Source organism: Streptomyces catenulae, assembly GCF_000718015.1.
Lineage (GTDB): Bacteria > Actinomycetota > Actinomycetes > Streptomycetales > Streptomycetaceae > Streptomyces > Streptomyces catenulae.
Window position 1 is genome coordinate 1 of the sequence record NZ_JODY01000046.1, and the last position, 15398, is coordinate 15398.

Consider the following 15398-nt stretch of genomic DNA (forward strand, 5'->3'; position numbering starts at 1 on the left):
CACCCGCCCCGCCCCCGCCGCACCCGGTCGTCCGGCCTCCGCCGCCTCTCACTCCACCCGTACCCCCAGGTGGGCGGCGAACGACGGGGAGAGGTCGAGGAGTTGGGCGGGGCTGATGACGGCGCCGGAGAGGCCGTCGATGCCGCGGGCCACATCGAGGGCGGCGGCGCCCCGCAGGTCGACGTCCTTCATCCGGGCGCCGGTGAAGTCGGCGCGGGCGACCGTGCAGTCCTCGAAGGTGACGCGCTCCAGCTCCGCGCCGGAGAAGTCCGCCTCGACCAGGACGCAGCCCTCGAAGACCACGTCCCGCAGCTTCGCGGTCCGCAGATTCGGGAAGTCGATCTTTCCGCCGCGCACCACCACCCGCTCCAGCACCGCGCCGTGCAGCTGCGTACCGCCCCACCGGGCGTCGCTGACCTCCACATCGCGCAGCGCCGCCCGGGAGAGGTCCGTGCCGACGCCCCGGGTGCCGCTCAGCACGGTGTCGATGAACCGGGCGCGGCTCAGCTCCGTCTCGTCGAGCGCGCAGCGGCGGAGCGCGCAGTCCATGAACCGGGCGCCGCGCGCCGACTGGCCCGCCGCGTCCAGGTCCGTGAACTCCAGCCCTTCGTAGTCCCCTTCGGGCTCCAGCTCCCCGCCGTCGTACGCCGTCAGCTCGGGCAGTCTCACCTCCGCCCGGCGCACCGCCCGGACCGTCCCCGTACGCCACCCTGCCACGCTCCACCGCCTTCCGTTCGCCGCGGTGCGCCCGCCGCCCGGCCGCGGCGACACCCCCGTGCCCGCCGCGGCTGACCGACCGGCCGGACACACCGTGCGTGCGCCCCACCGCCAACTGCCCACCCATCGTGAACCACACCACTGACAATCCCCGGCGGTACCGGCCCCGCCACGGCGTCGTCCGCCCGTCGCTGACGGCTCCGGCACCCGTTCCGACCTGCGGGGATGTCGTACGGAAAAGTGTTTCGGGGCTCCCCGGGGGAGGCGGTCGCCGGTGGCGTCACCGCACCGGTGCCAGCTCCCGCCCGGTGGTGTTGAGGCGGCGGCCACCCGTCTCCGTGCAGGTGACGATGTCCTCGATGCGGACGCCGAAGCGGCCCGGCAGGTAGATGCCGGGTTCGATGGAGAAGCACATACCGGGGACGAGGGGCAGATGTTCGCCCTCGACCAGGTACGGCGGTTCGTGGGTGGTGACGCCGATGCCGTGGCCGGTGCGGTGGATGAAGTACTCGCCGTACCCGGCGGCCTTGATCACCCGGCGGGCGACGCGGTCGATCTCCTGGCAGGCCACCCCGGGGCGCACCGCCTCGAACGCCGCCTGCTGCGCCTCGCGGACGATGTCGTGCACCGCGCGCTCCTCGGCGGTCGGCTCGCCGACGTGGACCGTGCGGGTGGTGTCGGAGCCGTAGCCGTCCTTGAGACCGCCGAAGTCGAGGACGACCATGTCGCCGTCCTCGATCAGCCGGTCGCCCGCCTCGTGGTGCGGGTTGGCGCCGTTGGGGCCGGAGCCGACGATGGTGAAGTCGACCTGGCTGTGGCCGTGGCGGATCAGCAACCGGCTGAGGTCGGCGGCCACCTCGCGTTCGCGGCGCCCGGCGAACGGCAGCCCCAGGATGTCGTCGTACGCCGCGTCGGCCGCGGCGCCCGCCGCCGCCATCCGCTCGACCTCGTACGCGTCCTTCACGGCGCGCAGCATCGGCAGCGCCTCGGAGAGCGCGCCGTAGCCGCTCTCCGGCAGGGTCCGCCGGAGGCCGAGGAGGTGCAGCGCCCAGGTGGAGTCCGAGACGCCGTAGCGCCCCCGGGGGTCGAGCCAGGCCGCCAGTTCCGCGTAGGGGTCGGCGCCGTCGCCCCATCCGGTGACGGCCAGTGCCCCGGCGCCCGGGGACGCCTCGGCGTCCGGGCGTTCCAGGGCTGGCACCAGCAGGCGGGGCCGGGCGCCGGGGGTGAGGACGAGGGCGGTCAGCCGTTCCGTGACCGCGGTGACCTGGTAGCCGCAGAGCCAGCCCAGGTCCGGGCCGGGCGTCACGATCAGGCCGTCGAGTCCCGCCGCGGCAGCCGCGGCGGCGGCCCGTTCCATCCGTCGCTCGTAAGCGTCACGCGTCATGGAGGTCGCCATGGCCGCAATGTACGCCCGCCGCTCCGGCGCCCGCACCCGTTCCGGGCGGTCGGCCGAGGGGGCGCGATCCGCTCGGCCACCGGCGCGGACGCCCGGCCCGCGCGCCCCCGGCGGGCGCCCGTGCGGCGTTCAGGATGTGTTCAGAACCCGGGTGGCACGGTCGGGCGGCATGAGTGCTGACATCTCCGCAGCCGTCCCGGCCCACGGGCCGACCGGCGCCGCGCGCCCCCGTCCCCGTCCCCGCCGTAACAAGGTCCCGGAGGTCACCCCGTACTTCTGGGTGATCAAGATCCTCTGCACCACGGTCGGTGAGACGGCCGCGGATCTGCTCAACGAGAAGCTGGGCCTCGGGCTGACCGGGGTGTCGCTGCTGATGAGCGCGGTGCTGGCCGGGGCGCTCGTGGCGCAGTTCCGCACCGCCGCCTACCGGCCCGGCGTCTACTGGTCGGCGGTGGCGCTGATCAGCGTCGTCGGCACGCTGCTCAGCGACAACCTGACCGACAACCTCGGCGTACCCCTGGAAGCCTCCACCGCCGCCTTCGCGCTCCTTCTCGCGGTGGTGTTCGTCCTGTGGTTCCGCAGCGAGCGGACGCTCTCCATCCACCACATCGACACCGCCCGCCGGGAGTTCTTCTACTGGCTCGCCGTGCTCTTCACCTTCGCCCTGGGCACCGCCGCGGGCGATCTGGTCGCCGAGCGCCTGGACCTGGGCTACTCGCTCTCCGCCGTACTGTTCGCCGCCGCCCTCGCCGTGGTGGCGGCGGCGCGCTCCACCCGCGCCCTGGGCGCGGTGGGCAGCTTCTGGACCGCCTACGTGCTGACCCGGCCGCTGGGCGCCTCCCTCGGGGACTACCTCGCGCAGCCGTTCACCGACGGCGGGCTGGGCATCGGCACCGTCCTCACCAGCGTGCTGTTCCTGGCGGTCGTCCTGGTCCTGGTGGTGTTCCTGACCGTGACCCGGCGCGATGTCGCCGCACCGGAGGACGGGGGTCCGCAGGAGGGCTGAGGGCGGCGGCGCTCAGGATCCGTCCAGGAAGCGGCTGGGAGGGTCGGGCGGCGTCTGCCGTCGCCACCCGGTGACGGCACGTCCCCCCGGCCGTATTCCCGCGGCGAGACGGCCGGTTACCTCTACGCCCAGTCCGAGGGGCTGGGCGAAGAGGTCACCACCGCCCTGTTCCGGGCCGCCGTCCCCGGGAGCGCTGACGGGCCCGGTCAGCCGCCGGGCAGGGTGACCACGAAGCGCGCCCCGGACGGGGTTCCGGCCTCGTGGTCCACCTCGCCGCCCGCGGCGCGGGCCAGCCGCCGGGCGAGCGGCAGGCCCAGCCCCGCGCCGCCGTGCCCGTCCGCCGGATCGGCCCGGCTGCCCGGCCGGAACAGCTCGGCGGCGAAGGCGGGCGGGACCCCGGGACCGTCGTCGGTGACCTCCACCGTGGTGGTGCCGTCCGCCCGCCCGACCCGGATACCGACCGCGGTACGCGCGTACCGCAGCGCGTTGTCGACGAGCGGCCCGACGATGCGTTCCAGCAGCGGCCCGGACACCCCGGTGGCCGCCGTGTCCGGGCCGGTGACCGTGACGGCGGGCCCGTCCGGGCGGGTGAGCCGGTCCGCGAGGCGCCGCAGCGTGGCCACCGCGTCGCCGGTCCCCGGGGTGGTGCGGGCGGTGGCGCGGGCGTCGTCGAGGAGGGTGTCGCAGATGGCGCGCATGGCGTCGGCGGCGTCGGTGAGGTGTGTGTGGACCGTCGCGGTCTCGGCGGCGGAGCGCGGGCGCGCCCGCCACCAGTCGAGTTCGGCGGTGATCCGCGCCAGGGGCGTGCGCAGCTCGTGCGACAGCTCCCGGGTGAGTTGCTGTTCGTGGCGGAGCACCGCGCGGATCCGGTCCAGCAGCTCGTCCAGGGAGGCACCGAGCCGGGTCAGTTCGGCGGGGCGTCCGGCACCGGCCAGGCGGTGCGGGGAGGCGACCGCGCTCCACCGGGTGGCCTGGTCGGTCATCTCCGTCACCGGGCGCAGCGCCCGCCCCACGGCCAGCCAGGTCAGTACGTACGCACCCGCCAGCACCACGCCGTCCAGGGCGAGGGAGGCCCACAGCAGGGTGGCGGCCGAGGCGCGGTAGGGGCCGAGGTCCAGGGCGGCCACGACGGCGGCCACGGGTCGGCCGGGTGCGGCGGGGGCGCCCACCGGGGCCGCGCACAGGCGTACCGGGGCCCCGGCGCCGTGGACCGCGCACCGCCTGTCGCCGTGGGCGGCGAGGCGGGCCGCGGCGTGGCCGAGCGGGGAACCGGCCGGGGCGGCGGCGGGGTGTTCGAGGAGGCGGGGGCCCGCGTAGATCCACACATTGGTGTCGAGGGGCGCGTCGTCGGCCGTCTCCAGGACGCGTACCGGGGTGCGGCGGGTGTCGACGGTGGCGGCCACCGCGGTGACCCGGGTGCGCAGTTCGTCGTCGGCCTGCCGTTGGAGGTGGTGGCGGACGACCAGGTTGCAGACGACGGTGAGCAGCACCATCACCGAGGCGGCGCAGGTCAGCGCGGCCAGGGAGAGCCGTCCGCGCAGGGTGCGGGGGCCGCGGCGGGGCCGGGCGGGGCCGGTCATGACAGGCGGTGCCCGATGCCGCGGGCGGTGCCGATCGTCAGGGTGCTGCCGGTGTCCCGGAGCTTGCGCCGCAGCCGGCTCAGGTACTGGTCGAGGGTGTTGTCGCTGACCTGCGCCCCGGCCGGCCATCCGGCGCGGACCAGTTCCCGGCGGCGCACCACCGCGCCCGGTTCGGCCAGCAGCGCGGCGAGCAGCCGGAACTCGGTGGGCGTCAGCGCCGTCTCGACGCCCCGTACGGACAGGCCGTGCCGCACCGGGTCGAGGGTGAGGTCCCCGGTGGCGAGGCCGGTCGCGGCGCCGGACCGGCGGAGCGCGGCGCGCAGCCGCGCGGTGAGTTCGGCGAGGTGGAACGGCTTGGACAGATAGTCGTCGCCGCCCGAGGAGAAGCCGCTCAGCCGGTCCGTGAGCCCGCCGTGCGCGGTGAGGAAGACGACCGGCCGGAGGAATCCGCGCGTCCGCATCGCCTGGCAGACGTCGCGTCCGTCCGCGTCCGGCAGTCCGATGTCCAGCACCACCGCGTCGACACCGTCGCCGACGAGCCGCAGCGCACCGGCCCCGTCCGGGGCGGCGGCGGTCCCGAACCCCTCCTCCCGCAGTCCGCGCACCAGGACGTCGCGCAGCGCGGGATCGTCCTCGACGACCAGGATCGTGGCGGGATGCAACGGCGGTCACCTCACGGACCCGGGTCCGGGCGGGCAGGGACGGGCGGGACGCCCACGGCAATGTCTACAGCACTGTAGACGAAGCGCCGCGCCTCCGGCCCGTCCCGCTCCCCTCAGCTCTCCCGCAGCGCCGCCAGCGTCGCGTCCAGGTCCGTGCCGCGGGGGCGGTTGTGCGGCAGCTTGGCGAGGACCGCCGCCATCCCGCAGGTGTCGGTGAGCGCGGAGAAGACCAGCCCGCCCGCCACCCCGGCGGAGAGGAGCTGGAACGCGGGGTGCACGAACAGGCCGAGGACCAGCCCCAGCAGGACGAGCGAGCCCGCGGCGCACCGCACCTGCCGCTCCATGCTCCAGCCCGCCCGGATCTCGCAGGCGGCGGGCCGCTCCACCTCGTATCCGGCGGCGGCCCACCCGGCGGTGCCGCCGTCGAGGGTGGCCGCCGGGACGCCCCGCTCGGCGAGGAGGGCGCAGGCGCGCGCCGAGCGGGCACCGGAGGCGCACACGATCAGCAGGTCGCGGCGGTCGGCCGCGTCCCGTATCCCGGACAGTGCGCGGTCGAGGTGGTCGAGCGGGATGTTGAGGGCGCCGGGCAGATGGCCTCCGGCGTACTCGCCAGGCGTCCGGACGTCGATGACGGTCAGCCCGGAGAGCCGGGCGTGGGCCCGGGCGGCGTCGAGGGCGGTGGGGGTGGTGGAACGGGTCATGGCGGGGTCCTCCAAGGGTCGCCGCCCTCCCGAACCGGGACGTACAGTACCCCTAGGGGTATCGCAGCGGAGCGGTCGGGAACGGCGGCCCGGTCAGGGAACGGAAGCGTGGTCGTGGAACTGGAGCTTGAGGGCGCCTCGTTGAAGGCGGTGCTGAATCGGCTGCGGCGGGCGCAGGGTCAGATCTCCGGGGTGATCCGGATGATCGAGGAGGGCCGGGACTGCGAGGACGTCGTGACACAGTTGGCCGCCGCCTCCCGGGCCCTGGACCGCGCCGGATTCGCGATCATCGCGACCGGCCTGCAGCAGTGCGTGGCGGACATCGAGTCCGGCGCGCGGACCGGCGAGGACACCGAGCAGATGCGGGCCCGCCTGGAGAAACTCTTCCTGTCGCTGGCGTAGGGCCCGACGGCCGTCCGGCGGGCGGCCGTCCCGTACCCGCCGGGCCGGAACGGCACGTCCCGGGACGGCGGTGGTTCCGTTGACGGCTCATACGACCGCGTCCACCAGCATGAACGCCGCCACCGCGAGCAGGACGACGGCGAAGACGCGCTGCAGGACCGGGCCGGACACCTTGGCCGCCAGCCGTTTGCCGTCCCAGGCGCCCAGGATCGCCGCCCCGGCGAACGGCCCGATGACGGCCCAGTTCAGACCGGACGCGGTCCCGGCGCGCAGCCCCAGGGCGGCCACCGAGTTGACGGTGATGACCAGCAGGCTGGTGCCCACCGCCGCCCGCATCCGCATACCGAGGACCCCGACGAGCGCCGGAACGGCGAGGAACCCGCCGCCGACCCCGAGCACCCCGGTGACCGCCCCGAGCCCGGCACCGGCGGCCACCGCCCGGCCGGTCCGTATCTCCCCGGAGCCCTCCGCGGGGGTCCGGCCCCGGAGCATCCGGAACGCCGCGGTCCCCGCGAGCGCCGCGAAGGCGACGGTCAGCAGCGCGGTCGGCAACCGCCCCGCGAGCGCACCGCCCAGCATCGCCGGTCCGATCCCCGCCGCCGCGAAGAGCAGCCCCGTACGCCACCGCACCTGCCCGTCCCGGGCGTGCGCGAGCAGCGCGGTGGCCGAGGTGGCGGCCACGATGATCAGGCTCGCGGTGGTCGCCGCGACCGGCGTGAAGCCGAGCAGATAGATCAGCGCGGGCACCGCCAGCACACTGCCGCCGCCCCCGAGCGCCCCCAGCGCGATACCGATGACCGCGCCCGCGACCAGCGCGAAGACGACCGCACTCATATGGGCCACCCACCGGTGACGCACGCCCCGCCGACGGCGGCGTACGCCACCCGCCCCGGGTGCGGTACGGGACCGACGCCCCCGGGAGCGATACCCCCAGGGGTACGACTACGGGCGGCGCCGCACGCCGGGGCGGCGGGGGCGCGTCCACAGGAACGGGAAATCATGCTGAGGGTGCTCACTCTCGGGTCGCGGTGGGGTCAGGCGGGGCGGACGGTGAGTCCGGCCCGTTCGGCCGCGTCGAAGGAGTCGTCGACGGCCACGACGTCCCGGCCCGCCGCGTCGAGCAGCGAGGCGGCGATGGCCGCCCGCATCCCGCCCGCACAGTGCACCCAGACCTGACCTGCGGGAACGTCCTGGAGACGCCGGTGCAGCGTGTGCAGCGGCACATGGACCGACCCCGCGATGAAGCCGTTCGCCCGCTCACCGTCCCGGCGGACGTCGAGGACGACGACACCGTCCCCGCCGCGCGCGCCCCGCGCCCCGAGATCGGCGAAGGTCGCCCGGGGGAAGGACGCGAGGGCCTCGCCGTCCCGCATCCAGCCCGCCGGGTCCCCGGTGGCCGCCGCGGCCGGACGCTCGATCCCGACGCGCACCAACTCCCGCTGTGCGTCAGCGAGTTGACCGGCCGACTCGGCGAGCAGCGTCACCGGCTTCCCCCACGGGATCAGCCAGGCCAGATACGTGGCGAGCTGCCCGTCCCCCTCGAAGTTGAGCGAACCGGCCACATGCCCCTCGGCGAAGGCGACCCGGTGCCGCAGATCGACCACCCACTCCCCGGCGGCCAGCCGCTCGGCGATCTCCGCGGCGTCGGCGACGGCGGGCGGGGTGAGGTCGACGGGCGCGGGCCCCGCGGCGTTGGCCGGCCCCATGTGCGCGTAATAGGCAGGGATATCGTCCAGTTCCGCCAGCAGCTCCGCGACGAACGCCCCCACCTCGCGGGTCAGCGCCGCGTTGGACGCCCGCTCCGCGCCGATCGTGGTGGACTCCCCGGTCGTCCCGCCCGCCGCACAGAAACTGCCGAACCCGTGCGTGGGCAGCACCGCCGCCGCGTCCGGCAGTTCGGCGACCAGCCGGTGCGCGGAGGCGTGCTGCGCCCGCGCCAGCTCCTCGGTCAGCCGCGGCTCGACCAGGTCGGGCCGCCCGACGGTCCCGATCAGCAGCGACCCGCCGGTGAACACGGCGACATCGACGCCGTTCTCCTCCAGGACGTACGAGGTGTGGTGCGGCGTGTGCCCCGGCGTCGCCAACGCCCGCAGCGCGAGCCCCGCGTCCGCGTCGATCTCCGCCCGGTCCCCGTCCCGCACCGCCGTCCGCGCGAACTCCACCGAAGCCCCGGCCGGTACAAGGTAGGCGGCCCCGGTGATCCGCGCCAGCTCCAGACCGCCGGTGACGTAGTCGTTGTGCAGATGCGTCTCGACCACATGGGATATCCGCACCCCCCGCCGAGCCGCCGCCGCGAGCACCTGCTCCACATCCCGCGGCGGATCCACCGCCACCGCGGTCCGCCCGCCTCCGGCCAGGTAGCTGCGGTTGCCCAGCCCGGCGATCTCAAGAGTCTCCACGAAGAACACGAGGCACTTCCTTCCGTTCCGGTTACCCCCCGGGGTATATCGACCGTAACACGGGTACCCCTGGGGGTATTCCTGAGCGAGGGACGGAGACGGAGGAGGCACCCTGACCTGCGACAACGCGAGACCTTCGCGCCCGGGCCGTTCCGGCACCTCGTACGCGACGACGATCGGACACCGGCCACCGAGCACACACAGGAGCCGTCAGCCCCCTGGACGACGAAGATCCGACGGGACAGCCCCGCCCCCACCACGGCCACCGTCCCGCCGACCGCACCCCCACCACAGGCCCGGCACGAATCCACGAGCGCACACCGACGCGAGCACCCATTCCCCGGCATGCGTTTGCCGCGCAAAGGCGCCTTGAGCATTTCGTGCTTTTCTTCGCCGCGGCGGTTAAATGCCTTGGCCAATTTGCCGCGCAAGGTAACGGTGCGTTATTCCGCCGGATGGCATCATCGGACGTACTCGCGGAACTTCTCTGCAGGTGCACGGCGAAGAGAATCGCACGCTTGTGCGCTGCGTGGGCGAGACCCACCCGGCTTCGCCCTCCCTCCGCGGGCCGGACCGTCCGTTGAACGTCTGGGGGCGTTGCCGATGAACTGGAGCCACGACGCCTGGCTGGGCGATTACCTCTTACCTGCCGTCGTGAGCGCGGCTCTGGCGTGGATCGGTCTGGCGCGCGAGTTCACCGGCAAGGGGCGCCTGCTCGGCAGCTGGGCATCGTTCGGCCTGATGGTGACGGTGCTGACACTGATGGGCGCGGTCGCGACCGGCGCCGTACTCCTGCTGCCGCACGCGGCATCGATCCCGCCGGTGGTGGCGGGCGCCGCCACCGGGGCTGCCGCATTGCCGCGGCGGAAGCAGGACGAGGTGTCGCAGTCGTACGTCCGATTCATGACTCTGGGCATCGCGCTGGTGAAGGAACGACTGGCGCACCGCATGAATCTGGATGCCTGCACCTGGGTGGACCGCTTCCTCGATCGCGTTCACACATCCACCCAGCTCAGGATATTCGCCCACGATCTGAAGCTGTATCTGCTGGAACGTCACCGTCTCGCCAGTGCGACCAAGACGATTAACGGCATCTATTCGGATGTGAAGCAGTCGATCGATTCGGCGCTGGACGTCCAGACCCGCATCGACGAGGAATGCCGCCAGGACGGGCGCGCCCGGACCGAAGACGAGATCATCGCTCAGCGGCAGGAGTTCGGTACCGCCCTTGCGCACTGCGGGCACCTGCTGCGATTCGCTTACGTGCACGGACGCCGGAGCGAGGACACGGAGCTGTGCGCCGTGGTGGCGAAGGCGATGTCACCCGATGCCTTCAGCAGTCAGATGCCGACGCAGCGGCGGTGGTTCGAGCGCTTGCTGACACGTGGGCAGCACCTGGGACCCTGATCCCGCTGCCCGGGGGCGAATTTCGGTCAGTCTGCCGACGCAACGGTCAGTGACGCGCGGCGGAGCCGCTCCCACCCACCAGGGACGTGGCCCCGGCACCCTGGGCGAGGGTCTGTGCCGACTGCGGGCGCGGCTTGAAGACGATCTCCACATCGGCGTCCAGCGCCTGCGCGGCGGCAGCGAGCGTCCGGACGGTCAGGTTGGCATCGCCCGACAGGATCTGGCTCACCCGCCCCGGGCTCACGCCCATGGCCTTCGCGAGGTCCGAGCGCGTCATGCCCAGCCCTGCCAGCAAGCCGGACAGGGAAGCCGTACATTGCCTGGCCACCTGGGCGGCTGCCAAGCCCGTTCGGTCCTCGTCACGAGTGAAGTAGCCCATGTGGTCACCCCAACCTGTCTCAGGGAAGCGAGTAATTGACTCCTCGTAAGGATGCCACCTTTAGCTTCGACTAAAAACCTGGTTGGCGCCGAAAATCCTTCGAAGCACCTACTTCAAGCCACCCGCTCGGGCACCGGACCCCACACACCAGGCCGGATCAGCCCCTCCGCCTCGGCCCCGGGCGTCACGCCCGCTCGCGGTCCAGCCCCCATGTCTGCAGCTCATAGGCCCGCCCCTTCTCCTCCCCCGTGATCAGCGGTACGTCGAGCAGGCGGAAACCGGCCTTGGTGGCCACGGCCATGCTCGCCGCGTTCTCCGCCTCCAACTCCAGGATCACCTGGTCCACGCCCAGCACCTCGAAGGCGTACCTGGCCATCACCCGCACCGCCCGTGCCGCCAGTCCCTGCCCGCGGTGCGCCGGGCCGATCGCGTACCCCAGCTCCGTCCCCTCGGGGGCGCGCCGCAGCATGACCTCGCCGAGGGGTGCGCCGCCGTCGACGGTGACGGCCAGCATGATGACCTTCCCCTCGGCCCGCAGCTGCCGGGCCCGGACCAGCCGATCGTCGGCTGCCGCTTCGTCGAAGGGCGACACGACCGGCGTCCAGTACGCGATATCCGGGTGATCGAACAGCTCGGGCATCGCGCCCCGGTCCTCCTCCGTCCAGTCACGGAGGACGAGCCCCTCCCCCGAAAGCTCCATCCGCTCGGGAAAGGGCGACACATCGGGAAGGGACGACGCACTGCTGCTCATGGCGGAAACCTCCTGGCCGGGTCGGAACGAGGCAGAGTAACCGGCGGGCCGCCGCCCCACCGAAATACCGAACGGAGCGCGACGCCGCACACACACCACGCAGCCGAAATCGCCCGCACGGCTACGACGCGGGCTTCCCCCTGCCGACCTCGCCCTTGCTGTAGCGGGGCAAGTTCTTCGGCAGATTCATCACGCGGTAGCCATGGCCGTCATTGTCCAACCGCGTACTCCCCGGCTCTCCGTCGGAGACCCAGGAAAAGGTGATCGCGAATCGCGCGTCCTGGGCGACATTCCTGATGTTGAAGGTGAACTGCTCCGGATCCCCGGACGCCACTTTGAAAGGGAAATCGTGCCCCTGGATCACCTTCCCCTGCCCCGTACGCTCCACGCTCGGCTTCACGGAGACGGGGTCGGCGGTCAGATCGACGTCGAAGGGCCGCTCATCCATCCCGCCACCGCATTCGGCGTCGACGACCGATCCGTGCTCAGGAAGCGGTCGGGTGGAGAGCACGGAGACCTTGACCCCCGTGACGACTATCGCCTGGGGCGTACTCGTCTGAAGGGTGACGGGGAGCGAAGGCCAGTCGTCGGCGGTCGGAATGTGGACGCCCCGGTGGTCGATCGTTTTGATCTGCTTGTGCAGCTCCGCCAACGGCGCATCCAGATATCGCGGATTACACCCGATGAGACCGGAGGAATACGCCGTAAGTCCCGGGGGATCCGACAACTTCCCCTGAACCCATTCCCACCCCCCTTGAAAAACCAGGGCGACGAAACCGGTCAAGACCGTCACGAAGGCGCCGATCCACAGCTTCCGGTCGCGCAACGACGCCCCTTCGCCCCCCTCCGCACCCGGCGGCGTGCCCGGCGCTCTCCCCGCTCTGGCAAGCCGAGCCCGCCGCGCAGCCGTACCACTCCGCCCTCGCCTGATCCGCGGTGTCGCCACAATTCCCCCTCGCCCACATGGACATCGACCGCATGAGCTTAATGTCCGTACGGGAACGCCTACTTGGCAGGAAGGGAAGCTCCGGAGATATACCAGTCGACCCCGATCAGGGCGGGCGGAAAGGTGGGTGGCACCGGCGTTCACTCCTCTTGCTCAGGAGGTTCGAGGGGCGGCGGGCGGTCGGATGCGGTGGGCGGCAGTTCCGCGTCCGATCCCGAGTCGGTTTCCTCGCCCTCACCGGTGAGGCGGCGGTGTGTGGCCATGAGTTGGTCACTGGCGACGAGGGTGACGGGGTGGTTCGCGCCCAACACCCTCTTCCGGTCGGCGTAAATCCGCTCGCGCAGCGCCAGGCTCTCTTGGAGCCGCCCGACTTCCCGGTAGGAAGCAGCGAGGTTGTGGCGGGCACTGAAGGTGTCGGCATGGTCCGGCCCCGAAAGCCGCTCCCGGTCGGCGAGAACCCGCTCGAACAACTCCAGAGCCTTCTGGAACTGTCCGGCTTCCCACCGGGAGACAGCGAGATTGCTACGGGCATCGAGAGTGTCGGGGTGGTCCGGACCCAGAATCCGCTCCCGGTCGGCGAGAACCCGTTCGCTCAGATCGAGAGCTTCCCGGAACTGCCGCGCCTCACTGTAGGAGTTGGCAAGGTTGTTGAGGGCACGGAGGGTGTCGGGGTGGTCCGGGCCCAATTCCTCTTTCCGGTCGCGAAGGACCTTCTCACGAAGAGTGCGAGCCTCCGCGAACATCCCCGCCGCACTGTAGGAGTTCGCGAGGTTGTTGCGGGCACCGATGGCGCGGGCGTCTTTCGGACCCGCCACCTTCTCCCATCCGTCAAGGACCCGGCCACGCAGCATACGAGCCTCCGACAGGCGCCCGACCGCACTGTAGGAATTGGCAAGATTGTTGCGGGCTTTGAGAGTTTCGGGGTGGTCCGGGCCCAAAGACCGCTCCCGGACAGCAAGAACCCACTTGCGCAGTTCTAGGGCCTCCTGCACCCGACCCGCCGCACTGTAGGAATTCGCCAGGTGATGGCGGGCGTTGAAGGTCTCGAAATGGTCCGGTCCGTGAATCCTCTCGCTGCGACGGACACACTCCTCGCCGTACTCGATCGCCTGGAGAAAGCGGCCCGCATCGGTGAAACTGCGGCTCACCTTGTGCACACACGGGTGAATCGCGGGCTGCCACAGGGCCGGTCTGGTGAGCTCCTCCAGACGGATCACTTTGGCGCGCAGCTGGGCAGCCAATTCCCGCTCGCTGTGTTCGTGGCGGGGCCACAGACCGATGATGGCGTCGGCGGCGATACGGGCGGTGGCAGGCAGGCTCCCGGACGGGATGGTCTCCTGCACGGCGCGGGCGGTCAGGGCGTGCATCCGCAAGGGGGCGGTGTCGGTGTCCTGGGTGATCAGGGCGTAGGTGCGCACCTGCTCCAGCGCGGTGCGTACCTCCTCCTCGGTGACGGGTGGGTGATATTTGCGCAGTCGACGGCGCTGCGGTGGACGTGCGGTACGCAGGTACTCAAGCGCTTCCGGTGTGGTCCACGCGTTGGCCGGATGCCCGAGAGGAGCCATCATCGACGCCAGGTGCAGCAAGGGCCGGGCCAACCGGCTGGTGTCCGCCTCCTCGATCGCCTCAAGAGAGAGCAGCAGCGACGCGGTGACGGACTGCCCGTAGCCTTCGGTGTCCGCGCTCGCCGGGAGCAGATCGCCCAGCCGACTCGGGGTGTCCCGCAGCAGGGCGAGATAGTCGGCCATCGTGGTGCGCTTGTTGATCAGATACGCGGCGGCATGGCCGAGCGCCAGGGGAAGATGCCCCAGTTCGGCGGCGAGCTCGCCCGCCTGGGCGGGGTCGTGCAGACGGGCGTGCCCGGCGTCGGTGAGCCGCCGCCGAAGGTAGGCGCGGGCCTCGGCATCCGTGTAGAGACCGACCCGTACCAGGGCCCGGCCCTCCCCGCTGAGCTGGGCGTCCTCCCGTCGGCTGGTGGCCAGCACCCAGCCGCGGCCGGCTCCGGTGTCGGGCCACCACTCCCGGACGGCAGCCGGTTCGGAGACCTCGTCCAGCACCACCAGCCACCGCTGCTCGCTCGCCGCCAGCCACCGCAGGAACAGCCGCGCCGCCCCCTCCTCGTCCTCCGACGGCGCTCCGGGAAGGCGCAGCCGACCGGCCGCTTCCGCGTACGCGCGGATGAGCTGATCGGCGTCGGCGGCACGCGCCCACACCAGCACGTCCAGCCCGGTCCCGTCGGAACGCTCCTGGTCCCGCAGCTCCCGCGCCAACGACGCCGCGAGCTGGCTCTTGCCCACCCCGCCCGGACCGGACAGCACCACATCACCGCCCCCACCGCGCGCCGCCCGGACCTTCTCCCGCAACGGGGTACGCGGCTGGAAAGCGGTGGCCGTACGGGGAACGTCGCCCACCCACACCGGCCACTCGACAGACGGCGCCGGTTCCGGGGCAAGGTGCACGTACAGGTCACGCCCCGCCTGCAGCGCGTCCCGCTGTGCGTGCGCCTCCTGACGTATCCGATCGTGCCCCGAACCCCCCACCCCGATCACGCCCCCGTCTCAGGCCCGGTCCCCACCGACCTGATCGATGTCCCCCGAACCATCGGAACGCACCCTCTGCCGCACGTCCCACCCCAAGAAATTCCGACCACCATCCACAACTACGCCCCCCAGCAAGGAAGTTCCCCACCCCGCCTCTCCCGTAGACCCGCAGGCCCGCAGGCCCGCAGGCCCGCAGGCCCGCAGCCGCCACCGCCGCCAATCGATACGGCCCGACACCCCGGCGGGGCGAGGCAGCCCCCCTCGCCGACTCCACCGCGTCCCCCAGGTACAGCGCCCCTTACCCGCCTCCGCCCCACACCGACGAAACAGAGATCCCCCGCCGCCCCAAACAAGAAAAAGCCCAGGTCAGAAGATTTCCAACCCGGGCTTTCAAAGAGCCCCCTGTCGGATTCGAACCGACGACCTTCGCTTTACAAGAGCGGTGCTCTGGCCAGCTGAGCTAAGGAGGCGTGCGGGAGCAGTGTACCCAGGTGGGGTGGATGCCGGTCGCC

General features: G+C 72.3%; 14 protein-coding genes and 1 tRNA gene. 3 read left to right on the forward strand and 12 right to left on the reverse strand.

What is annotated here, in order from left to right:
* Window positions 1–48 precede the first annotated feature (48 nt).
* Together IF23_RS0128600 and IF23_RS0128605 are read right to left on the reverse strand one after the other, a co-directional pair.
* Window positions 49–717 carry a pentapeptide repeat-containing protein gene (locus tag IF23_RS0128600; protein ID WP_030288776.1) on the reverse strand — a complete coding sequence of 223 codons (669 nt, stop codon included), beginning with the start codon at window positions 715–717 and terminating at the stop codon, window positions 49–51.
* A gap of 280 nt (window positions 718–997) precedes the next feature.
* Entirely contained in the window at window positions 998–2101 is a 1104-nt protein-coding gene (locus tag IF23_RS0128605; RefSeq protein WP_037680095.1) for an aminopeptidase P family protein, read from the reverse strand.
* Window positions 2102–2282: 181 nt separating this feature from the next.
* On the opposite strand from IF23_RS0128605, the gene IF23_RS0128610 reads away from it, so the two are divergent.
* Window positions 2283–3119, forward strand: coding sequence for a COG4705 family protein (locus tag IF23_RS0128610; protein WP_030288779.1), 837 nt, complete (start codon window positions 2283–2285; stop codon window positions 3117–3119).
* A gap of 206 nt (window positions 3120–3325) precedes the next feature.
* Here the strand turns inward: IF23_RS0128610 and IF23_RS0128615 are convergent, their stop codons facing one another.
* The 3 genes from IF23_RS0128615 to IF23_RS0128625 form a co-directional block, all read right to left on the reverse strand.
* The gene (locus IF23_RS0128615; protein ID WP_030288781.1) at window positions 3326–4699 is read right to left on the reverse strand and encodes a sensor histidine kinase; all 1374 of its coding nucleotides are present in this window, start codon (window positions 4697–4699) and stop codon (window positions 3326–3328) included.
* Window positions 4696–5361, reverse strand: coding sequence for a response regulator transcription factor (locus IF23_RS0128620; RefSeq protein WP_030288783.1), 666 nt, complete (start codon window positions 5359–5361; stop codon window positions 4696–4698). The genes IF23_RS0128615 and IF23_RS0128620 overlap by 4 nt, the downstream gene beginning before the upstream one ends.
* Window positions 5362–5474: 113 nt before the next feature.
* Entirely contained in the window at window positions 5475–6062 is a 588-nt protein-coding gene (locus tag IF23_RS0128625; protein ID WP_030288785.1) for a rhodanese-like domain-containing protein, read from the reverse strand.
* A 114-nt stretch (window positions 6063–6176) separates the two neighbouring features.
* Here IF23_RS0128625 and IF23_RS0128630 point away from each other — a divergent pair, with 114 nt between their 5' ends.
* Window positions 6177–6464 (forward strand): metal-sensitive transcriptional regulator, encoded by a 288-nt coding sequence (locus IF23_RS0128630; RefSeq protein WP_030288788.1) that lies wholly within the window; start codon window positions 6177–6179, stop codon window positions 6462–6464.
* 87 nt (window positions 6465–6551) lie between these two features.
* Here the strand turns inward: IF23_RS0128630 and IF23_RS0128635 are convergent, their stop codons facing one another.
* Together IF23_RS0128635 and IF23_RS0128640 are read right to left on the reverse strand one after the other, a co-directional pair.
* A complete protein-coding gene (locus IF23_RS0128635; protein ID WP_030288790.1) occupies window positions 6552–7298 on the reverse strand; it encodes a sulfite exporter TauE/SafE family protein in 747 nt (248 codons plus the stop codon).
* A gap of 200 nt (window positions 7299–7498) precedes the next feature.
* Window positions 7499–8872: an MBL fold metallo-hydrolase gene (locus tag IF23_RS0128640; RefSeq protein ID WP_030288792.1), complete on the reverse strand. Its 1374-nt coding sequence runs from the start codon at window positions 8870–8872 to the stop codon at window positions 7499–7501.
* 594 nt (window positions 8873–9466) lie between these two features.
* On the opposite strand from IF23_RS0128640, the gene IF23_RS0128645 reads away from it, so the two are divergent.
* Window positions 9467–10270: a hypothetical protein gene (locus tag IF23_RS0128645; protein WP_030288794.1), complete on the forward strand. Its 804-nt coding sequence runs from the start codon at window positions 9467–9469 to the stop codon at window positions 10268–10270.
* A 46-nt stretch (window positions 10271–10316) separates the two neighbouring features.
* Here IF23_RS0128645 and IF23_RS0128650 read toward each other — a convergent pair whose 3' ends face one another.
* The 5 genes from IF23_RS0128650 to IF23_RS0128670 all read right to left on the reverse strand — a co-directional run bounded on the left by IF23_RS0128650 (window position 10317) and on the right by IF23_RS0128670 (window position 15356).
* Complete coding sequence (locus IF23_RS0128650) at window positions 10317–10649, reverse strand: helix-turn-helix transcriptional regulator (protein WP_051739952.1); 333 nt, start codon at window positions 10647–10649, stop codon at window positions 10317–10319.
* 184 nt (window positions 10650–10833) lie between these two features.
* On the reverse strand, window positions 10834–11400 hold the full coding sequence (locus IF23_RS0128655) for a GNAT family N-acetyltransferase (RefSeq protein WP_030288798.1): 567 nt from the start codon (window positions 11398–11400) through the stop codon (window positions 10834–10836).
* 121 nt (window positions 11401–11521) lie between these two features.
* Complete coding sequence (locus tag IF23_RS0128660; RefSeq protein WP_030288800.1) at window positions 11522–12226, reverse strand: hypothetical protein; 705 nt, start codon at window positions 12224–12226, stop codon at window positions 11522–11524.
* Window positions 12227–12486: 260 nt separating this feature from the next.
* Window positions 12487–14895, reverse strand: coding sequence for an FxSxx-COOH system tetratricopeptide repeat protein (fxsT, locus tag IF23_RS0128665; protein ID WP_051739953.1), 2409 nt, complete (start codon window positions 14893–14895; stop codon window positions 12487–12489).
* Between the two features lie 387 nt (window positions 14896–15282).
* Window positions 15283–15356 (reverse strand) — tRNA-Thr (locus tag IF23_RS0128670).
* Window positions 15357–15398: the final 42 nt, after the last annotated feature.